3 protein-coding genes are annotated in these 23,628 nt (G+C 73.8%); all 3 read left to right on the forward strand.

The window, feature by feature from the left end; translation table 11 throughout:
• The 3 genes from NE236_RS30525 to NE236_RS30535 are packed head-to-tail and all read left to right on the forward strand — an operon-like array spanning window position 1 to window position 23,614.
• A complete protein-coding gene (locus tag NE236_RS30525; RefSeq protein ID WP_252845651.1) occupies window positions 1-10,920 on the forward strand; it encodes a non-ribosomal peptide synthetase in 10,920 nt (3,639 codons plus the stop codon).
• Window positions 10,917-21,566: a non-ribosomal peptide synthetase gene (locus NE236_RS30530; RefSeq protein WP_252845652.1), complete on the forward strand. Its 10,650-nt coding sequence runs from the start codon at window positions 10,917-10,919 to the stop codon at window positions 21,564-21,566. The genes NE236_RS30525 and NE236_RS30530 overlap by 4 nt, the downstream gene beginning before the upstream one ends.
• Window positions 21,563-23,614 carry a condensation domain-containing protein gene (locus NE236_RS30535; protein ID WP_252845653.1) on the forward strand — a complete coding sequence of 684 codons (2,052 nt, stop codon included), beginning with the start codon at window positions 21,563-21,565 and terminating at the stop codon, window positions 23,612-23,614. Before NE236_RS30530 ends, NE236_RS30535 begins: the two co-directional genes overlap by 4 nt.
• The last annotated feature ends 14 nt before the right edge of the window (window positions 23,615-23,628 follow it).

Here is a 23,628-nt window from a genome sequence, read left to right on the forward strand (position 1 = left end):
GTGTCCACCTCCTGGCCACTGTCGGCGGCGCAACGCGGCGTCTGGTACGCCCAACTGCTGAATCCGGACGCCCCCGTCCAGGTCGCGCAGTACGTCGAGATCGACGGGCCGGTCGACTCCGGCGTCTTCACCGCCGCCGTGCGCGCCTGCGCGCACGAGATCGAGGCGGTGCACGTCCGCCTCGTCGAGTCCCCGGCCCCGTCCGCGGGCCCGCCGGAGCAGGTCCTCGACCTCGCGCCGGTCGAGGTGCCCGTCGTCGACCTGAGCGGCGAGGCCGACCCCCGGGCCGCCGCCCGCGCGTGGATGCGCGCGGACTCCTCCGCCCCGGTCGACCTGATGGCCGGACGGCTGTTCTTCAACGCGCTCCTGCGCCTCGGCGACGACCGTCACCTGTGGTACCTGCGCTGCCACCACCTCGCCGTCGACGGCTACAGCGGCCCGCTGATCACGCGGCGGCTCGCCGAGGTCTACACCGCGATGGTCGACGGGCGGCCGTACGGCGCGGGGACCCTCGGCTCGCTGGAGGTCCTGCTCACCGAGGACGAGGAGTACCGCGCGTCCCGCCGCTTCGAGCGCGACCGCGCCTACTGGCTCGAGCGGTTCGCCGGTCTTCCCGACGCCCCGACGCTGCCCGGCGCCCCGTCCCTGCCCGACGCCCCGTCGCTGTCCGTTCGCCCCGCCCACGGCACGCGGCCGTCCGCGCGGTTCATCCGCGAGTCCGGCCGGCTGAGCCCGGCCGAGGCCGACGCGCTGACGTCCGCGGCGCGGGTGCTGGACACCACCCTTACCGGGCTGACGATCGCGGCCGCCGCGGCGTACACCGCCCGGCTGTGCGGCGTCTCCGACGTCGTCCTCGGTCTCGCGGTCACCGCGCGGACCACCCCGGCGGCACGCCGCACGCCCGGGATGCTGTCGAACGTCCTGCCGCTCCGGCTGACCGTACGGCCCGCCGACTCGGTCCGCGACCTGACCCGGCAGGTGACCGAGCGGGTCGGGCGGCTGCTGCGGCACCAGCGGTACCGCCTGGAGGACCTGCGCCGCGACCTCGGCCTCCTCGGCGACGCGCGCCCCCTCTACGGTCCGCTGATCAACATCATGGGGTTCGAGCACGACCTGGACTTCGCCGGTCACCGGGGCGTCCCCCACGTGCTGACCACCGGCCCGGTCGAGGACCTCGCCGTCAACGTGTACGAGGGCGCCACGGGCGAGGGCACCCGGATCGACATCGACGCCCACCCCGAGCGGTACACCCCGGCGGAGGTCGCCGCCCACCACGCCCGCTTCCTGGACTTCCTGCGCACCCTCGGGACCGCCGCTCCGGACCGCCCGATCGGCGTACTCGACGTCGCACTCCCGGAAGAGCGGGCCGCGGCCCTCGAGCAGCAGCCCGTGGTACAGGAGCCGTCCGGGTCCCCGCAGAGCGGCCGCGCGATGCTCGCGGAGCCGTTCGCGTCACCGCGCGCCCGCCGGGCGACGATCCCGGAGCTGTTCGCCGCGCGCGCGGCGCACCGGCCGGACGCCGTCGCGGTCACCCACGCCGACATCTCCCTCACGTACGGGGACCTGAACGCGCGGGCGAACCGGCTGGCCCACCGCCTCATCGCCCTCGGCGCCGGGCCCGAACGGCTCGTCGCCCTGGCCCTTCCGCGCTCCGCCGACCTCGTCGTCGCGATCCTCGCCGTGCTCAAGTCCGGCGCCGCGTACGTCCCGATCGACCCGGACTACCCGGCGAACCGCGTCGCGGCCATGCTGGAGGACGCCGACCCCGCGCTCGTGCTCACGACCGCGACGGCGGACCTGCCCGCGGAGGTCGAACGGGTGACGCTCGACGACGCCGCCCTCGCCGGGTACCCGGGCGACGATCCCGTCGTGCCGCTGCGGTCCGAGCACCCCGCGTACGTCATCTACACGTCCGGATCGACCGGACGGCCCAAGGGCGTCGTCGTCCCCCACGAGAACGTCGTACGGCTTCTCGACGCCACCGACCACTGGTTCGGGTTCGGGCCGTCGGACGTGTGGACGCTCTTCCACTCCTGCGCCTTCGACTTCTCGGTGTGGGAGCTGTGGGGCGCCCTGCTGTACGGCGGCCGCCTCGTCGTCGTCCCGTACGACGTCAGCCGCTCCCCTGAGGACCTCCTCCGCCTGCTCGACGACGAGCGCGTCACCGTGCTCAACCAGACGCCGTCGGCGTGGGGCCAGCTCATGCGCGCCGACCGGGACAAGACCCGCGACCTGGCGCTGCGGTATGTGATCTTCGGTGGTGAGGCGCTCGACCCGTCGCGGCTCGCCGACTGGTACTCCCGGCACGCCGACGACGCGCCCGTCCTCGTCAACATGTACGGCATCACCGAGACCACGGTGCACGTCACGTACGCGCCGCTGGACTCCGCGAGCACCGCCGCCGGGCCGGCCGGCATGATCGGCGTCGGCATCCCCGACCTGCGGGTGTACGTCCTGGACGCGGCGCTGCGGCCCATGCCGCCCGGCGTGACCGGTGAACTGTACGTCGCGGGTGCCGGTCTGGCGCGCGGCTACCTCGGCCGTCCGGACCTGACCGCCGAGCGGTTCGTCGCCGATCCGTACGGCCCCGGCCGCATGTACCGCACCGGCGACCTGGCCCGCCGGCACGCCGACGGCCGCCTGGAGTACGTCGGCCGGGCCGACCACCAGGTGCAGCTGCGCGGCTTCCGGATCGAGCTCGGTGAGATCGAGGCCGTCCTCGCCGCCCACCCGTCCGTCGACGACGTCGCGGCGGTCCTGCGCGAGGACGGACCGGAGGACGACCGGCACCGCCGCGTCGTCGCGTACGTCACGGGCCCCGACGCCGATCCGGCCGCGCTCCGCGACCTGACGCGGCGGAACCTCCCCGGTCACATGGTGCCGTCGGCGGTGGTGGTCCTGGACGCGCTGCCGCTGACGCCGAACGGCAAGGTGAACCGCCGCGCCCTGCCCGCCCCCGAGGTCGAGGCGTCCTCACGCGGCCCGCGCACACCGGTGGAGAAGGTGCTGTGCGAAATCTTCGCCGAAGTGCTCGGCGTCCCCTCCGTCGGAATCGATGACGGCTTCTTCGACCTGGGCGGGGACTCACTCCTGGCCACCCGCGTCACCGCCCGCACCCGGTCGGTCCTCGGCATCGAACTCCCCGTCCGCGCCCTGTTCGAGAACCCCACCGTCACCGGCCTCGCCGCCACGCTGGACGCCACCGGGCCGGCCCGGCCCGCGCTCGTCGCCACCGGGCGGCGACCGGAACCGGTCCCGCTGTCGTACGCGCAGCGGCGGCTGTGGTTCCTGAACCGGCTGGACGGCCACGCGGCGACCTACACGCTGCCCGTCGCCCTCCGGCTGACCGGTGACCTGGACGCCGACGCGCTGCGGGCGGCCCTGACCGACCTCGTCGCGCGGCACGAGGTGCTGCGGACGGTCTATCCGCAGCAGGGCGACGGCGAGCCCTGTCAGGTGGTGCTGGACGGCGTACGGCCCGAGCTGCCCGTGACGCGGACCGGTGACCTGGAGTCCGCGCTCGCGGAGGACGCCGCGCGGGGGTTCGACCTGTCGGGCGAGATCCCGCTGCGCGCCCGGCTGTACGCGGTCGGGCCGGGTGAACATGTGCTGCTGGTGGTGCTGCACCACATCGCCGCCGACGGCTGGTCGTTCGCGCCGTTGGCCCGCGACCTGATCGGCGCGTACGCCGAGCGGGCGGCGGGCCGGGAGCCGTCCTGGGAACCCTTGCTGGTGCAGTACGCCGACTACGCCCTCTGGCAGCGGGAGCTGCTCGGATCGGAGGACGACCCCGGCAGTCTCATCTCCCGGCAGGTCGCCTACTGGCGCGAGGCCCTGGCCGGCCTGCCCGACCAGCTGGACCTCCCCGCCGACCGGCCCCGTCCCGCTCAGAGGTCCTATGCGGGCGGGCGGGTTCCGGTGCGGCTGGACCCGGCGCGGCTGGCCGCGCTCGCGCGCGAGACCGACGCGAGCGTGTTCATGGTGGTGCAGGCGGCGCTGGCGGCGCTGCTGACCCGGCTCGGGGCAGGGACCGATGTTCCGATCGGCACGCCCATCGCCGGACGCACGGACCAGGCCCTGGACGACCTCGTGGGCATGTTCGTCAACACGCTCGTCCTGCGCACCGACGTCTCCGGGGATCCGACATTCCGGGAGCTGGTCGATCGGGTCCGGGACGGCGACCTGGCCGCCTACCAGCACCAGGACCTCCCCTTCGAACACCTCGTGGAAATCCTCAACCCACCCCGCAGCATGGCCCGACACCCCCTCTTCCAGGTCATGCTCGCCTTCCAGAACACCGGTCAGGTCGACCTGAACCTTCCGGGCCTGACGGCCGGCGTCCGGCCGATCGACACGGGGAGCGCGAAGTTCGACCTGCTGCTCGACCTGGACGGAGGCGGGTCGGGTGCGCTGGAGTACGCGGCGGACCTGTTCGATCGCTCGACCGCCGAGGCGATCGCCGCGCGACTCGACCGCCTGCTCACCGCGGTCGCCGCCGACCCGGACGCGCGGATCGGCGCCGTCGACCTCCTCGACGAACACGAGCGCCACCGGATCCTCGACGAGTTCAACGACACCGCCCGGCACGTCCCGCCCGCGACGCTGGGCGAGCTGTTCGACGAGCAGGTCGCCCGCACGCCGGGTGCCGTCGCGGTGGTCGATCCGGCGAACTCCGTGACGCTGACGTACGCGGAGCTGGGCGCACGGGCGGACCGGCTGGCTGGCGTGCTGGCCGCGCGCGGCATCGGCCCGGAGGACTTCGTGGCCGTCGCGCTGCCGCGCTCGGCGGAGCTGATCGTGGCGCTGTGGGGGGTGCTCAAGGCGGGCGCCGCATACGTCCCCATCGACCTGAGCCACCCGGCCGAGCGCGTCGCGCTGCTGCTCGACGACGCCGCGCCCGCCTGCGTCATCGCCCATGACGACACCGTGCTCCCTCGCGACGTGCCCCGCGTTCCCTCGCCGCTTCCGGACGGAACCGAGACTGCACCGGTCGCGGGTGGGCGGCGGGCGCGGCCCGGCAACGCCGCGTACCTGATCTACACCTCCGGGTCGACGGGACGGCCGAAGGGCGTCGTCGTCCCGCACCGGGGCGTCGTCGACCTGGTCGACTGGGCCGTACGCGACTTCGGGCGGGAACGGCTGTCGCGGGTGCTGGCCGCGACGTCGCTCAACTTCGACGTCTCGGTGTTCGACACGTTCGTCCCGCTGCTGGCCGGCGGCTCCATCGAGATCGTCCCCGACCTGCTCGCCCTCCTCGACGGGCCGGTCGACGTCGACCTGGTCTGCGCGGTGCCCTCGGCGCTGGCCGCCGTCCTCGCGCGGGGAGTGCGGCCGAGGACGGGCACGCTCGCGCTGGCCGGCGAGGCGCTGACGCCGCAGCTGCTCCGGGAGGCGCGGGCCGCGCTGCCCGAGACCCGCATCGCGAACGTCTACGGTCCCACCGAGGTCACGGTGTACGCCCTGGCCTGGGAGGACGACGGCGATCCGGACGGACGGGTCCCGATCGGCAGGCCGCTGACCAACACCGGCGCCCACATCCTCGACGCCTGGCTGAACCCCGTCCCGGTCGGCGTGCCCGGCGAGCTGTACCTGACCGGCAGCGGCCTGGCCCGCGGGTACCACGACCGGCCGGACCTGACGGCCGAGCGGTTCGTCGCGAACCCGTTCGGCCCCGGCCGCATGTACCGGACCGGCGACCTGGCCCGCTGGACCGCCGACGGCCAGGTCGAGTACCTGGGCCGTACCGACCACCAGCTCAAGATCCGTGGTTTCCGGGTCGAACCCGGCGAGATCGAGGCCGTCCTCACCGCGCACGAGGCGGTCGGCCAGGCCGTCGTCCTCCTGCGGGAGGACCGTCCTGGCGACCGGCGCCTGGTCGCGTACGTCACCGGCGGCGTCGACCCGGTCGAGCTGCGCGGGTTCGCCGCCCACCGGCTGCCCGCCCCCATGGTGCCGTCCGCCGTCGTCGTCCTCGACGCCCTTCCGCTCACGCCGAGCGGGAAGCTCGATCGTGCGGCGCTGCCCACCCCGGACGTGTCCGCCACGGTGCCGTCGCGGACGCCGCGGACCCCGGCGGAGGAGATCGTCTGCGGGATCTTCGCCGACGTGCTGGGCGTGGAGCGGGCCGACGCCGACGACGACTTCTTCGACCTGGGCGGCGACTCGCTGCTCGCCACCCGTGTGCTCAGCAGGATCCGGTCGGCGTTCGGGGTCGAGCCGACGATCCGGGCGCTGTTCGAGGCGCCGACACCGGCCGGTGTCGTGCGGGCGCTCGACACGGCGGGGACCGCCCGGCCGCCCCTGCGGCCCGTGGAGCACCCGCCGATCGTCCCCCTGTCGTACGCGCAGCAGCGGCTCTGGTTCCTCGACAGCCTGGAGGACGAACCCTCGGGCACGTACAACATCCCCATCGCGCTGCGGCTGACCGGAAAGCTCGACGAGGCCGCCCTGCGGATCGCGCTGTGCGACCTCGCCGAGCGGCACGAGCCGCTGCGGACCGTCTTCCCGGTCTCCGGTGGCACGCCGTACCAGCTGGTCGTCGACGGGATCGCCCCGGAGCTGACGGTCGTCGACGTCGCCGCGACGCCGGTGCCGGGGCTCGACGCGCGCGTACGGGCGGACGCCGCGCGGGGCTTCGACCTCTCGGTCGAGCCGCCGCTGCGGGCGCACCTGTACGCGCTCGGGGCGGACGAGCACCTGCTGCTCATCGTCGTGCACCACATCGCCTGCGACGGCTGGTCACTCGCCCCGCTGGCCCGCGACCTGATCACCGCGTACGCCGCGCGGACGAACGGCGAGACGCCCGCGTGGAGTCCGCTGCCGGTGCGGTACGCCGACTACGCGCTCTGGCAGCGCGCCCTGCTGGAGGACGGCGAACCCTCCGGCCCGATCGGGCGGCAGATCGCGTACTGGCGCGAGACGCTCGCGGGCCTGCCCGACCGGCTCGCCCTGCCCGCCGACCGGCCGCGCCCGGCCCGGGCGTCGTACCGAGGCGCGACCGTCGCCTTCGACGTCGACGCCGCGCTGCACGCCCGGCTCGAGGCGCTGGCGCGCGAGAACGGCGCGACCGTGTTCATGGTCGCGCAGGCGGCGCTCGCCGCGCTCCTGACCCGGCTCGGCGCGGGAACCGACATCCCGATCGGCTCGCCCATCGCGGGACGCGCCGACGAGGCGCTGGACGACCTCGTCGGCATGTTCGTGAACACGCTGGTGCTGCGGGTGAACACGGGCGGCGACCCGTCCTTCGGCGAGCTCCTGGCCCGGGTCCGCGAGACGGACCTGGGCGCCTACCAGCATCAGGACCTGCCGTTCGAGCGGCTGGTGGAGCTCGTCGCACCGGAACGGTCGATGGCCCGGCACCCGCTGTTCCAGGTCATGCTCGCCTTCCAGAACACCGAACGCGCGGTCGTGGACCTGCCCGGCCTGCGGGCGGCCGTCGAACCGGTGCACGCGGGAGTGGCCAAGTTCGACCTGCACCTGATGTTGGAGGAGCAGCGGGCATCCGACGGCGGCCCGGCCGGGCTCGCCGGGACCCTGGAGTACGCCCTCGACCTGTTCCACGCCGGGACCGCCGAGCGGATCGCGGCCCGTTTCGTCCGGCTGCTGGAGACGGTCGCCGCCGACCCGGACGTCCCGATCGGCGCGATCGACCTGCTCGACGACGCCGAACGGCGCCAGGTCCTCGACGCCTGGAACGCCACCGAGCACCCGGTCCCGGCGGTGACGCTGGCGGACCTGTTCGAGGCGCAGGTGGCCCGCACCCCGGACGCGGTCGCGCTGGTGCATGAGGGCGTCGAGCTGACGTACGCGGAGTTCGACGCGCGCGTTAACCGGCTGGCGCACTACCTGGCCGCGTGCGGGATCGGCCCGGGGCGGTTCGTGGCGCTGGCGCTGCCACGCTCGGTCGAGCTGCTGGTCGCGATGTACGCGGTGATCAAGGCGGGGGCCGCCTATGTGCCGGTCGACCCGGACCATCCCGCCGACCGTGTCGCGTACGTGCTCGCCGACACCCGGCCCGCCGTGATCATCACCACCGCCGAGGTCGCGACCCGGCTGCCCGCCGGCGCCCCTCTACTGATCGTCGACGACCCGGGCGTGCGCGAGGAGCTGGCCGCGTTCCCCGCCACCGCCCCGACTCGGGTCGTCTCGCCGGGCGACGCCGCGTACGTCCTCTACACCTCCGGGTCGACGGGGCGGCCGAAGGGGGTGGTGGTCCCGCACGCCGGGATCGTGAACCGGCTGCTGTGGATGCAGGACGAATACCGGCTCGGACCCGATGACCGGGTGGTGCAGAAGACCCCCGCAACGTTCGACGTGTCGGTCTGGGAGTTCTTCTGGCCCCTGCAGACCGGCGCCACGCTCGTCATCGCCCGGCCCGACGGGCACCGCGATCCGGGCTACCTGGCCGAGCTGATCCGGGAGCAACGCGTGACGACGGCGCACTTCGTGCCGTCGATGCTCGCGGTCTTCCTGACCGAGTCCGAGGCGGCGGGTTGTTCTGTTCTACGGCGGGTGCTGTGCAGTGGGGAGGCGCTGTCACCCGAACTGGCCGCGCGGTTCCATGACCTGTTTCCGGGCGTCGAGCTGCACAACCTGTACGGGCCCACCGAGGCGTCCGTCGACGTCACCTCCTGGTTCTGCCGGCCGGGTGCGGCGAGCGTACCGATCGGACGGCCGGTCTGGAACACACGGGTATACGTGCTGGACGCCGCTCTGCGGCCCGTGCCGCCCGGTGTGCCAGGCGAGCTGTACCTCGCCGGGACCCAGCTCGCCCGCGGTTACCACGACCGGCCCGATCTCACGGCTGAGCGGTTCGTCGCGAACCGGTACGGGCCGGGGCGCCTGTACCGGACCGGTGACCTCGCGCGCTGGAACGGCCACGGCGAACTCGAATACCTCGGCCGCCTCGACCACCAGGTCAAGATCCGCGGCGTCCGCATCGAACTCGGCGAGATCGAGACGGTGCTCGCCGGGCAGGAGGGCGTGACCTCGGTCGTGGTGCTGGCGCGAGAGGACCGGCCGGGCGATCGGCGCCTCGTCGCCTACGTCACGGGTGACGCCGACCCGGCCGAGCTGAGGCGGGCCGCGACTCGGGTCCTGCCGGAGTCCCTGGTCCCGGCGGCCGTGGTCGCGCTCGACGCGCTGCCGCTGACCCCGAGCGGCAAGGTGGACCGCGCGGCGCTGCCCGCCCCCGTGTTCGGTGCCTCGGCCGGGTCCCGTGCTCCGGGCACTCCGGCCGAGCGGCTGCTCTGCGAGATCTTCGCCGAGGTGCTGGGCCTGGATCCGGCCGGCGACGAGGCGGCATCGTGCCCGGTCGGGGCCGACGACGGGTTCTTCGATCTCGGCGGCGACAGCATCCTCGCGATCCAGCTGGTTTCGAGGGCACGGGCGGCCGGGCTGGTGATCAGCGCGCGGGAGGTGTTCGAGCACCGGACCCCGGCCGCCCTCGCCGCGGTCGCCCGGGCGGCCTCCGACGTGACGGCGCGGACCGAACCGCCCGGCGCGGGCGTCGGCCCGGTACCGCGCACGCCGATCGTGTCGTGGCTGGCCGAACGCGGCGGCCCGTTCGACGGCTTCAGCCAGGCGATGCTCCTGACCGTGCCGCCGGCCCTGGGCGTGGACCGTCTCACGACGGCGCTGCGGACGCTCCTCGACCACCACGACGTGCTGCGGACACGGCTTCGCCGGACGGACGTGGATTCGTGGCTGCTGGAGACGGCGCCGCCGGGCGCGGTGGACGCGGCGGCGTGCGTCACCCGCGTCGAGGGCTACGACCGCGACGCGATCGCGGCACGGGCCGAGGCCGCCCGCCGGAGCCTCGACCCGGAGGCGGGGGCGATGGTCCGGGTCGTCTGGTTCGACGCCGGCGACGCGCCGGGCCGGTTGCTCCTGGTCCTGCACCACCTGGTCGTCGACGGCGTCTCGTGGCGGATCCTGCTGCCCGATCTCGTGCTGGCGCTGGAGGGCGTGGCACTCGACCCGGTGCCGACGTCGTACCGCAGGTGGGCGCAGCGGCTGGCGACCGGCGCGAACCATCCACAGGTTGTGGACGACCTCCCGCGCTGGATCGAGATCCTCGACGTCGCCGATCCGCCCCTCGGCGGCAGTGGGTCGCGGGACGTCGCCGCGTACACCGGAACGGACCTGCGGCGATTCACCGTGACCCTGCCGCGCGAGCGGGCCGAACCACTCCTGACGACCGTCCCCGCCGCCTTCCACTGCGGCGTGAACGACGTCCTGCTCACCGCCCTCGCCCTCGCCGTCACGGCCTGGCGACGCGACCACGGGCAGGACGCCGAGGGCGGCGTACTGGTCGATCTGGAGGGGCACGGACGCGAGGACCTCGACGGCCTGGGCGGCGACCATGACGCTCCCCGCGGCGTCGACCTGACGCGCACGGTCGGCTGGTTCACGAGCCTCCACCCGGTACGGCTGGATCCGGGCACGGACGACGCCGGACAGGCGCTGAAGCGGGTGAAGGAGCGGTTGCGGGCGGCCCCGGCGGGCCTCGGGTACGGGCTGCTGCGCCACCTCAACCCGCGGGCCCGCGACCGGCTGGCCGCCCTGCCCACGCCGCAGATCGTCTTCAACTACCTCGGCAGGGTCGACACCGGGGACGGCGACTGGAGCCTGGCCCCGGAGTCGGACGTGCTCGGCACCGGCCACGACCCGGACCTGCCGCTCGCCCACGGCCTGGAGATCGACGCCGTGACGCGGGACGGCGACCTGCGCGCGACGTGGGTCTGGCCCGACGGGTGGCTCCCCGAGGACGAGGTACGCGACCTGGCCGACCGGTGGTTCGCGGCCCTGCGGGAGCTGGCCGCCGCGGACGGCGGCGGGCACACGCCCTCCGACCTGACCCTCGTCGAGCTGGACCAGGACGAGATCGACGCCCTGGAAGACCTATGGGAGCAGGGTTGAACCGGTCACAGATCGAGGACGTCTGGCCGCTGTCGCCGCTGCAGCACGGCCTGCTGTTCCATGCCCTCCTCGACGAGCGGGACGTCTACGCGGCCCAGGTGGTGCTCGACGTCGAGGGCACCGTCGACGCGGACGCACTGCGGAAGGCGGGCCAGGACCTGCTGCGCCGCCACCCGAACCTGCGCGCCGCCTTCCCGCACGACCGGGTCAGGAAGCCCGTGCAGGTCGTTCCGCGCACGGTGGAGCTGCCGTTCCGGGAGGTCGAGGCGGCCGACGAGGCCGAGGCCGACCGGATCGCCGACGCCGAACGCGTCGCGCCCTTCGACCTGACCCGCCCGCCGCTCATCCGCCTCACGCTCGTACGGATCGGGCCGGCCCGCGCCCGGATCGTCCTCACCAACCACCACATCCTGCTCGACGGCTGGTCGACTCCCCTCCTGGTCACCGAACTCCTGACCCGCTACGCCGGTGCCGCGCCCGCGGCCGCCACTCCTTACAAGGAGTACCTCGCCTGGCTGAAGCGGCAGGACCACGCCGCCGCGGCCGCCGCTTGGACCGCCGCCCTCGACGGCGTCGAGGAGCCCACACTGCTGGTGCCCGAGGCCGCCGGGCGGCCTCCGGTGCTGCCGTCGGCGGTGTCGGAGGAGTTGCCGGAGGAGCTCACCGGCCGGCTCCGCCTGCACGCCCGCCGGCACGGCGTCACGCTCAACACCCTCGTCCAGACCGCCTGGGGACTGCTGCTGGCGCGGCTGACCGGCCGGTCCGACGTGGTGTTCGGCCAGGTCGTCTCCGGCCGCCCGCCGGAGCTGCCGGGCGCCGAGCAGATGATCGGCCTGTTCGTGAACACCGTCCCCGTACGACTCCGCGTCCGGGACGACGAGACGCTCGCGCAGTTGCTCCGACGGCTCCAGGGCGAACAGGCCGCGCTGCTCGGCCACCAGCACCTGGGCCTCGCGGAGATCACCGGCCTGCTCGGCGGGACGACGGCCGGGGCGGGACTGTTCGACACGCTCACCGTGTTCGAGAACTACCCCTTCGACCCGTCGGCCATGGGCGAGCCGGTCGCGGGTCTCCGGCTGACCGGCGCGGCGCAACGCGACGCCACGCACTACCCCCTGACCCTGTACGTCGTCCCCGGCGACCGGCTGACGGTCCGCCTCGATCACCGGCCCGACGTTGTCGACGGGGACGCCGCCGCGACGCTGCTCTCCCGGTTCCTGACGCTGCTGAACACGATCGCCGACACCCCGGACCTGCCGGTCGGCGCCGTGGACGTTCTGCTGCCCGGCGAACGAGCGCGCGTGCTGGAGGAGTGGAACGACACCGAGCGCCCGGTGCCGGCGGTGACGCTGGCGGACCTGTTCGAGGCGCAGGTGGCGCGCACCCCGGACGCGGTCGCGCTGGTCTACGAGGACACCGAGCTGACCTACGCGGAGTTCGACGTCCGGGTCAACCGGCTCGCGCACTACCTGGCCGAATGCGGCATCGGCCCGGAAAGCCGCGTCGTCCTGGCCCTGCCGCGCTCGGTCGACCTGCTGGTCGCGATGTACGCCGTCGTCAAGGTGGGGGGCGCCTACGTGCCGGTGGACCCGGACCACCCCGCCGACCGCGTCGCCTCCATGCTCGCCGACACCCACCCCGCGCTGCTCATCACCACGGCCGGGGCCCGGGTTCCCCGTGACACGCCCGCGCTGATCGTCGACGACCCGGGCGTGCGCGAGGAACTGGCGGGATTCCCCGCCACCGCCCCGACTCGAGTCGTCTCGCCGGGCAACGCCGCGTACGTCCTCTACACCTCCGGCTCCACCGGCCGCCCCAAGGGCGTCGTCATCCCGCACGCCGGGATCGTGAACCGGCTGCTGTGGATGCAGGACGAATACCGCCTCCAGGTCGGCGACCGGGTGGTGCAGAAGACGCCGACGACGTTCGACGTGTCGGTCTGGGAGCTCTTCTGGCCCCTGCAGACCGGCGCGACCCTCGTCATCGCCCGGCCCGACGGCCACCGCGACCCCCGGTACCTCGCCCGGCTGATCCGCGACAAACAGGTCACGACCGCGCATTTCGTGCCGTCGATGCTGGCGGCGTTCCTGACCGAGCCGGAGGCGGCGGGTTGTTCCGGCCTGCGGCGGGTGCTGTGCAGCGGGGAGGCGCTGTCACCCGAACTGGCCGCGCGGTTCCATGACCTGCTGCCGGGTACCGAGCTGAACAACCTGTACGGACCCACCGAGGCGTCCGTCGACGTCACCTCCTGGCTCTGCCGGCCGGGTTCGGTGAGCGTGCCGATCGGACGGCCGGTCTGGAACACACGGGTATACGTGCTGGACGCCGCCCTGCGGCCCGTGCCGCCCGGCGTGCCAGGCGAGCTCTACCTCGCCGGGACTCAACTCGCCCGCGGCTACCATGACCGGCCCGACCTCACGGCTGAGCGGTTCGTCGCCAACCCCTACGGACCCGGACGCCTCTACCGGACCGGTGACCTCGCCCGCTGGAACGGCCACGGCGAACTCGAATACCTCGGCCGCCTCGACCACCAGGTCAAGATCCGCGGCGTCCGCATCGAACTCGGCGAGATCGAAGCCGTCCTGTCCGGACACGATGACGTCGCCCACTGCACCGTCGTCGCCCTGCCGTACGGCACGGACGGGGTCCGGCTGGTGGGCTACGTGGTCGCCGGTGCCACCGATGCCGACCGCATCCGGCTGGCCGCGGACCTGCGTGCGCTCGCCGCCCGCGTGCTTCCGGAGTCCATGGTCCCGGCGGCCGTCGTGATTCTTGACGAGGTACCGCTGACTCCCAGCGGCAAGCTGGACCGCCGCGCCCTGCCCGAGCCGGAGTTCGCCGCCTCCTCATCACGAGGTCCCCGTACACCGACCGAGGAGATCCTGTGCGGGCTGTTCGCGGAGCTGCTCGCGGTGGAGGGGGTCGGCCCGGACGATGACTTCTTCGCTCTCGGCGGCGACTCTCTCCTGGCGATCCGCGTGGTCGGCCGGATCCGCGCGGAACTCGACGTCGAAATCGGCGTCCGTGTCCTCTTCGACGCCCCGACCGTCGCCGCCCTGGCCGAGCACCTCGACGGCGCACGTCACCCCGGCCGGCCGAGGCTCGGACCCGCGCCCCGCCCGGATCGGGTCCCGCTGTCGTACGCGCAGCGGCGGCTGTGGTTCCTCGATCAGCTCGAGGGCGGCACCGCCACGTACACGATGCCGCTCGCGCTCCGGCTCACCGGTGATCTCGACGCCGAGGCTCTGCGGGCGGCGCTGGCCGACGTCGCCGCGCGGCACGAGGTACTGCGGACCATCTATCCCCAGGTCGACGGCGAGCCGTATCAGGTGGTCCTGGACGACGTACGGCCCGAGGTCCGGACCACCGAGGCCGACGACCTGGCGGCGGCGCTCGCCCACGACGCGTCGGACGGTTTCGATCTGGCGGCGGAGATCCCGGTCCGCGCGCACCTGTACGGGGTCGGGCCCGGCAAGCACGTGCTGCTGGTCGTGCTGCACCACATCGCCGCCGACGGCTGGTCGTTCGCGCCGTTGGCCCGCGACCTGATCACCGCGTACGCCGCCCGCGCCGAGGGACGTTCGCCCACGTGGCGGTCGCTGCCGGTCCAGTACACCGACTACACCCTCTGGCAGCGGGAGCTGCTGGGATCGGAGGACAACCCGGACAGCGTCATCTCCCGGCAGGTCGCCTACTGGCGCGACGCCCTCGACGGCCTACCCGATCAGCTCGACCTGCCCACCGACCGGCCACGACCGGCGCAAGCCTCCTACGAGGGCGGGAGGGTTCCGCTGGACATCGACCCGGAGCTCCGGGCCGGGGTTGCCGGGCTCGCCCGGAGCACGCGGTCGAGCGTGTTCATGGTGGTGCAGGCGGCGCTGGCGGCGCTGCTCGCGAAACTGGGCGCGGGCACCGACATCCCGATCGGCACGCCCATCGCCGGACGCACCGACCAGGCCCTGGACGACCTCGTCGGCATGTTCGTCAACACCCTCGTCCTACGCACCGACGCCTCCGGCGACCCCACCTTCGGGGAACTCGTCGGCCGCGTCCGGGACACCGACCTGGCCGCCTACCAGCACCAGGACCTCCCCTTCGAACACCTCGTGGAAATCCTCAACCCACCCCGCAGCATGGCCCGACACCCCCTCTTCCAGGTCATGCTCGCCTTCCAGAACAACCCCCGCGCACAGCTCCACCTCCCCGACCTCACCGCCGAACCCCTCGCCCTCCACGCAGGAACCGCCAAGTTCGACCTGCATTTCGTGCTGGAGGACGGTGACGGGCTGAGCGGAGTGCTGGAGTACGCGACCGACCTGTTCGACAGCGCGACCGCCGAGGCGATCGTGACGCGGTTCGTTCGCCTGCTCCGCGCGGTCGTCGCGAACCCGGACGTCGCGTTGGGCGACATCGACGTCCTCGACGAGCGGGAACGCCATCGGGTCCTGGAAGAGTGGAACGCCACGGTGCGCCCGGTCCCCGAGGCGACACCCGTCGAGCTCTTCGAGGCGCAGGCCGCCCGGACACCGGACGCGCCGGCGCTCGTGGCGGGCACGCTCGAGGATCCGGCGACCCCCGTGACGTTCACGTACGCCCGGCTGGGCGACGAGGCGGACCGGCTGGCCCGCCACCTCATCGACGAGCACGGCGCCGGTCCCGAACGGCTCGTCGCGCTCGCCCTTCCGCGTACCGCCGAACTGGTCGTCGCGATGCTCGCCGTGCACAAGGCGGGGGCGGCCTACCTGCCGATCGACACGCGATTCCCCGCCGACCGCATCGCCATGATGATCGAGGACGCCCGGCCGATCGCGGCGGTGACCTGCGAGACGACCGCGCACGTGCTCCCCGGTGGCCTGCCCCTCGTACGGCTGCCCCTGCATCCCGGCGAGCCCTCGGAGTTCGATGCCCCCCGCGACTCGCGTCCGGGCCACCCCGCCTACGTCATCTACACGTCCGGGTCCACCGGGCGGCCGAAGGGCGTCGTCGTCCCGCACGGGACCGTCACCAACCTCCTCGACGCGATGGCCGAGCGGGTTCCCCTCACGTCCGACGACACGCTCGTCGCGGTCACCACGGTCGGCTTCGACATCTCGGTACTGGAGATCTACCTCCCGCTGCTGGCCGGAGCACGGATCCGGCTGGCGCGCGAAGAGGAGATCGCCGATCCGGCGCGGCTCGGCCGGCTCATCGCGGACGCGACCGTCATGCAGGCCACCCCCACCCTGTGGCAGGAGCTCGTCGACCTTCCGGGCCTCGACGGCCTCCGGGTGCTGGTGGGCGGGGAGGCGCTGCCCGCCGGGCTCGCCCGGGCCCTGGTGGACCGCGGATGCCCGGTCCTCAACCTGTACGGTCCGACCGAGACGACGATCTGGTCCACGAGCGGGGCGATCGACGACACCACGGCCGCCCGGCCCCCGATCGGACGCCCCATCGGCAACACCCGCGTCTACATCCTGGACGCCGCGCTGCGGCCCGTGCCTCCGGGCGTCCCCGGTGAGCTGTACGTCGCGGGTTCCGGTCTGGCGCGCGGCTACCTCGGCCGTCCGGACCTGACCGCCGAGCGTTTCGTCGCCGATCCGTACGGCCCCGGCCGCATGTACCGCACCGGCGACCTGGCGAGACATCGCCCCGACGGGTCGATCGAGTACCTCGGCCGGGTGGACCAGCAGGTGAAGGTCCGGGGGTTCCGCATCGAGCTGGGCGAGATCGAGGCCGTGCTCACCGCCCACGACTCCGTCTCCCAGGCCGTCGCCGTGGTGCGGGAGGACCGGCCCGGCGACCGGCGCGTCACCGCGTACGTCGTCGGGGCGGTGGACACGGCGGAGCTGCGCAAGTTCGCCGGGCAGAGCCTGCCGGAGTACATGCTGCCGTCGGCGGTGGTGGTCCTGGACGTGCTGCCGCTGACGCCGAACGGCAAGGTGGACCGCCGTGCCCTGCCCGCCCCGGAGATCGAGGCGTCTGCGCGTGGCCCGCGCACACCGGTGGAAGAGATGCTGCGGGAGATCTTCGCCGAAGTGCTCGGCGTCCCCTCCGTCGGAATCGATGACGGCTTCTTCGACCTGGGCGGGGACTCACTCCTGGCCACCCGCGTCACCGCCCGCACCCGGACGATCCTCGGCGTCGAACTCCCCGTCCGCGCCCTGTTCGAGAACCCCACCGTCGCCGGCCTCGCCGAGATCGCCGAAGGGGCGGACACCGCCCGCCCTCCGCTGACGCCACGCCCTCGTGCCGTCGCGCCGCCGCTGTCGTACGCGCAGCGGCGCCTGTGGTACCTCGCCCGGCTGGAGGGCCACTCCGCCACGTACGCCATGCCGCTCGCCCTGCGGCTGACCGGTGACCTGGACGCCGACGTGCTGGGGGCGGCCCTGACCGACGTCGTCGCGCGGCACGAAACGCTGCGCACGATCTTCCCCGAGTCGGACGGCACGCCGTACCAGGTGATCCTGGAGGACCCGCGTCCCGAGCTCCGGGTCACCGCCGCCGATGACGTGGCGGCGGCCCTGGCGCGGGATGCGGCGGACGGTTTCGATCTGGCGGCGGAGATCCCGGTCCGCGCGCACCTGTACGCGACCGGGCCCGGCGAGCACGTCCTCCTGGTCGTGCTGCACCACATCGCCGCCGACGGCTGGTCGTTCGCGCCGTTGGCCCGCGACCTGATCACCGCCTACGCGTCACGCGCCGAGGGACGGTCGCCGGCCTGGGAACCGCTCCCCGTCCAGTACGCCGACTACGCCCTCTGGCAGCGGGAGCTGCTCGGACCCGAGGACGATCCCGACAGTCTCATCTCCCGGCAGGTCGCCTACTGGCGCGGGGCCCTCGACGGCCTGCCCGACCGGCTCGACCTGCCTGCCGACCGACCCCGCCCCGCCCAGGCCTCCTACCGGGGCGGGCAGGTGCCCGTGCGGCTCGACGCCGAACGTGTCAGGGCGCTGGCGCGGCAGACGAACGCCAGCGTGTTCATGGTGGTGCAGGCGGCGCTGGCGGCGCTGCTCGCGAAACTGGGCGCGGGCACCGACATCCCGATCGGCACGCCCATCGCCGGACGCACCGACCAGGCCTTGGACGACCTCATCGGCATGTTCGTCAACACCCTCGTCCTGCGCACCGATGCCTCCGGCGACCCCACCTTCCGGGAACTCGTCGGCCGCGTCCGGGACACCGACCTGGCCGCCTACCAGCACCAGGACCTCCCCTTCGAACACCTCGTGGAAATCCTCAACCCACCCCGCAGCATGGCCCGACACCCCCTCTTCCAGGTCATGCTCGCCTTCCAGAACAACCCCCGCGCACAGCTCCACCTCCCCGACCTCACCGCCGAACCCCTCGCCCTCCACGCAGGAACCGCCAAGTTCGACCTGACGCTGAGCCTGGAGGAGAGTCTCGAGGGCGTCCTGGAGTACGCGACGGACCTGTTCGACCACGCGACCGTCGAGGCGATCGCCGCGCGACTCGACCTCCTGCTCACCGCCGTCGCCGCCGACCCCGACACCCGCATCCGCGCCATCGACCTCCTCGACGAACACGAACGTCACCGGATCCTCGACGACTTCAACAACACCGCGCGGCACGTCCCGCCCGCCACGCTGGCCGAGCTGTTCGCGGCTCAGACGGCCGCGACCCCGGATGCGACGGCGGTCGTCTTCGAGGACGACGAGCTGACCTACGCCGCGTTGGAGGCACGCGCCGGCGCCCTCGCGGACACGCTCGCCGGGCTGGGCGCCGGGCCGGAGCGGATCGTGGCGATCGCTCTTCCCCGGTCCGTCGACCTGGTGGTCGCGATGCTGGCCGTGGCCATGACCGGCGCGGCGTACCTGCCGATCGACGTCACGTACCCGCCGGACCGCGTGGCGTACGTGCTGGGGGACGCGCGTCCCGTCTGCGTGGTCACCGAGGAGGGCGTCGAGCTGCCCGGCGACCCGCCCCGCCTGGACCTCTCCGGGGCCGGACCCTCCGCGTTGATCTCGGGAGTATCGCCCTTCGACGGCAGGGAGAAAGGGCGACACTCCCAAAGTCAACGGGATGGTGCGGCGTATGTGATCTATACGTCGGGGTCGACAGGGCGGCCGAAGGGGGTCGTCGTCACGCATCGGGGGATCGCGAGCCTGGCCGTGACGCAGCGCGAACGCCTGGGGATCGGTCCGGGGAGCCGAGTGCTGCAGTTCGCGTCGCCGGGCTTCGACGCGGCGTTCTGGGAACTCGTCGCGCTGCTGTCGGGGGCGACGCTGGTGCTCGCACCGGACGACCGCCTCGTACCGGGCGCGCCGCTGGCCGAGCTGGCCGCCGAGCGGCGGATCACGCATGCGACCCTCCCACCTGCCGCGCTGCACACCCTGGAGGGACTGCCGCCGGGGCTGACCCTCGTCGTGGCCGGTGAGGCGTGCCCGCCCGAACTCGTGGAGCGCTGGTCGCGGGGCCACCGGATGATCAACGCGTACGGGCCGACGGAGACGACCGTGGCCACCACCGTGAGCGCGCCGCTGTCCGGCCGGATCGTCCCGCCCATGGGAACGCCCGTCGCGAACACCCGTGTGTACGTGCTGGACGAGTACCTGCGGCCGGTGCCGCCCGGCGTCCCCGGCGAGCTGTACGCGGCCGGTCTCAGCCTGGCCCGCGGTTACCTGGGCCGCCCGGACCTCACGGCCGAGCGTTTCGTCGCCGACCCGTACGGCGCCCCGGGTGAGCGGATGTACCGCACCGGCGACCTCGTCCGCCACCGTGCCGACGGCCGGCTGGAGTACCTCGGCCGTACCGACCACCAGATCAAGGTCCGCGGGTTCCGGGTGGAGCCGGGCGAGATCGAGGCGGTGCTGACCGGGCACGCGGCCGTCTCCCGGGCGGCCGTGATCGTGCAGGAGGACTCTCCGGGCGGCAGGCGTCTCGTCGCGTACGTCGTGGGCGAGGCCGACCCGGCCGGGCTGCGGGCGTTCGTTCGCGATCGGTTGCCGGAGTACATGGTCCCGGCGGCCGTCGTCCCCCTGCCCGAGCTGCCGCTGACCGCGAACGGCAAGCTCGACCGCGCGGCGCTGCCCGCGCCCGAGTACCGGGCGTCGGGCCGGGCGCCGCGCACGCCGGAGGAGGAGGTGATGTGCCGGCTGTTCGCCGAGGTGCTCGGCCTGGACGGACCGGCCGGCGCCGACGACGGCTTCTTCGACCTGGGCGGGGACAGCATCGTCGCGATCCAGCTGATCGCGCGGGCCCGGCGGGAGGGCCTCGTGTTCACGGCGCGGGAGGTGTTCCGGCACCGTACGCCGGGGGCGCTGGCGGCGGTCGCGCGGCCGGTCGGCGAGGACCGCGCGGAGCCGGAACCGGAGGGCGCGGGCGTCGGGCCGGTGCCGCTCACGCCGATCATGAGCTGGTTCGCCGGGCTCGGCGGCCCGCTGCACCAGTCGGCGCTGCTGACCGTGCCGCCCGGTCTCGGCCTGGACCGGCTCACGCGGGCGGTCGAGACGCTCGTCGACCACCACGACGCGCTCCGCCTGCGGTTCGACGGCCGGCACGCCGAGATCACACCGCCCGGGACCGTACGGCCGCACGTCGCCCGGGTCGAGGGGATCGGGGACATCGCGGAACACGCGGACGCGGCGCAGCGCTCCCTGGACCCGGCCACCGGCGCGATGGTGCGGGTGGTGTGGTTCGACGCGGGCGACGCGCCGGGCCGGCTGCTGCTGACGCTGCACCACCTCGTCGTCGACGGCGTCTCGTGGCGCATCCTGCTCCCCGACCTGGTCCTCGCGCTGGACGGCCATCCGCTCGACCCGGTCCCGGCGTCGTTCCGCGGCTGGGCGCGGCGGCTCACCGCCGCCGCGAACGATCCACAGCGTGTGGACGAACTCGCGCACTGGGCCGCCCTCGACGACGATCCGCCGCTGGCCGGCCGGGCGCTGGACCCGGCGAAGGACACCGCCGAGACCGTACGGCACCTGCACGCGGCCCTTCCCCCGGAGGTCACCGAGCCTCTGCTGACGACCGTCCCGGCGGCCTTCCACGGCGCCGTGAACGACGTCCTGCTCACCGCGCTCGCCCTGGCCATGCGCCGCCGGCGAGGACGCGACAGCGTGCTCGTCGACCTGGAGGGTCACGGCCGTACCGACCTGGGAGTGGACCTGTCCCGCACGGTCGGGTGGTTCACCAGCCTGTATCCGGTACGGCTGACCCCCGGCACCAACGAACCGGGCCCCGCCCTCAAGCGGATCAAGGAACAGCTGCGCGCCGTCCCCGGTGAGGGCATCGGGTACGGGCTGCTGCGGTACCTCAACCCGGCGACGCGCGGCCGGCTCACGGTGACACCGCAGCTCGGCTTCAACTACCAGGGGCGGGTGAACCCGGGGCAGGGCGACTGGTCCACCGCGCCGGAGTCCGGCCTGCTCGGCATGGGCCACGGCGCGGGCACTCCGCTGCCGCACGGCATCGACGTGAACGCGGTGACCCACGACCTGCCCGACGGCCCGCACCTGAAGGTCACCTGGTCGTATGCGTCCGGCCTGTACGACGAGGACGACGTGCGGGAACTCGCCGAGGCCTGGTCGGCGGCGCTGCGAGAGCTGGCCGCCACGGAGGACGGCGGCCACACGCCGTCCGACATCTCCCTCATCGACCTCGGCCAGGACGAGATCGACGAGTTCGAGGCCGAGCTGGAGGATCTGTGAACACCCGACGCGGGCGGCTGGAGGACATCCTGCCGCTGTCCCCCCTCCAGCAGGGGCTGTACTTCCACGCCGCGCTGGACGACCGGGACCTGTACGCGACGCAGCTGGTGCTCGACCTGACGGGCTCCCTGGACGTCGCGGCGCTGAAACGGGCCGCGTCGGCGCTGCTGGCCCGGCACGCGAACCTGCGGTGCGGCTTCCGGCAGCGCAAGAACGGCGAGCCGGTCCAGCTCGTGCACCGGGAGGTCGCCCTGCCGTGGGAGGAGACCGCCGGTGACCCCGACGCCATCGCCGAGCGGGAACGGACCCGCCCGTTCGACCTGACCCGGCCGCCGCTGCTCCGGTTCACGCTCGTCCCCGAAGGACCGGACCGGCACCGGCTCATCGTCACCGGCCACCACATCCTCCTGGACGGCTGGTCGATGCCGGTCCTGGCGGAGGAGTTCTTCACCCTCTGTCTCGGCGGCGAGCCCGCCCCCGTCACTCCGTACAAGCGGTACCTGGAATGGCTCGCCGCGCGGGACCGCACGGCGGCGCGCGAGGCGTGGGCGAAGGCCCTGGACGGGGTGGAGGAGCCCACGATGGTCGCCCCGGCGACCCTGACCGGGCCACCGCAGCCGCCGCGGCGGGTCACCACGGAGGTCTCCCTGGACCTGGCCGCCGTCCGGCGGCACGGACTGACGGCGAACACGCTCGTCCAGGGCGCGTGGGGACTGCTGCTGTCCCGGCTGACCGGCCGCGACGACGTCGTCTTCGGGGCGGCGGTGTCGGGCCGTCCGCCGGAGATCCCCGGCGTGGAGCGGATGGTCGGGCTGTTCATCAACACCGTCCCGGTGCGAGTGCGGATCGACGAGGAGCTGTCCGTCGCCGCCCTGCTGATGCGCCTGCAGGACGAGCAGGCCGAGCTGTTCCCGCACCAGCACGCCGGGCTGACCGAGATCAGCCGGACGCCGCTGTTCGACACGATGACCGCGTTCGAGAACTATCCACAGCCTGGGGACATCGCGCTCGGCGACGTACGGCTGACGCGCGTGGATCTGTTCGACGCGACGCACTACCCGCTGGCCCTGGTCGCCGCTCCGCGGGGCGGCGACCGGCTGTGGCTGCGGCTCGACCACCGGCCGGACGCCTACGACGACGCGGAGGCGGAGCTGCTCCTGTCCCGCGTCGAGCGGCTGATGCGCACCATGGCCGCGCGGCCGGACACCCCCGTCGCGGACCTGGACGTCCTGCTGCCGGGCGAGCGCGACCGGATCCTGGGCGACTGGGCGGCGGGCCTGCCCGCCGCACCGCCCCGCACCCTGCCGGAGCTGGTCGGCGCGTGGGCCGAGCGCACCCCCGACGCCCTCGCCGTCACGGACCTGCCGTCCTCGGGACCGGTCGAGGCCACCGCCACGACGTCCCCGGCACCACCCAGCCCCGAGCACGGCACCCCGCCGCCCCTCAAGCCGGTCGGGGCCGGAACCCGAGGCGCCCACGCCGCTACGACGCCTCCGCCTCCAGAACCGGTCGAGGGCACCGCCTCGACGCTCCCGACACCACCGAGCCCCGAGCCGATCGCGGCCGAGACCCGGAACACGCGTGGCACCCCGCCGTCCCGTGAGCCGGTCGCGGCGGGGAGCCGCGACGCCCTCGATGTCCCGCTGTCGCCGGAGACGGTCGCGGCGGGGAGCCGAGACGCCCCTGACACCCCGGCCGCCACGACGCTTCCGTTCCCGGGTCCGGTCGAGGGCACCGCCGGGAGGTCCCGGGGGCTCACCTATGCGGAGTTGTGGACGCGGGCCGGGGAACTCGCCGGCGAGCTGACCCGGCTGGGCGTCGGGCCGGAGACGATCGTGGCGATCGCCCTGCCCCGATCCGTGGAGTTCCTCGTCTCCGCCCTGGCCGTGAGCCGGGCGGGCGGCGCGTACCTGCCCATCGACCCCGGCTATCCCCCGGACCGGATCGCGTACATGCTCGACGACGCGCGGCCCGCCTGCGTGATCGCCCAGGTCGGCGCCCCGCTCCCGTACGACGGCCCGCGCCTGCCCCCACCCTCGTTGACCTAGGGAGCGGCCGCGAA

The sequence above is a fragment of the Actinoallomurus purpureus genome, assembly GCF_024055795.1.
In the GTDB taxonomy this organism is placed as follows: domain Bacteria; phylum Actinomycetota; class Actinomycetes; order Streptosporangiales; family Streptosporangiaceae; genus Actinoallomurus; species Actinoallomurus purpureus.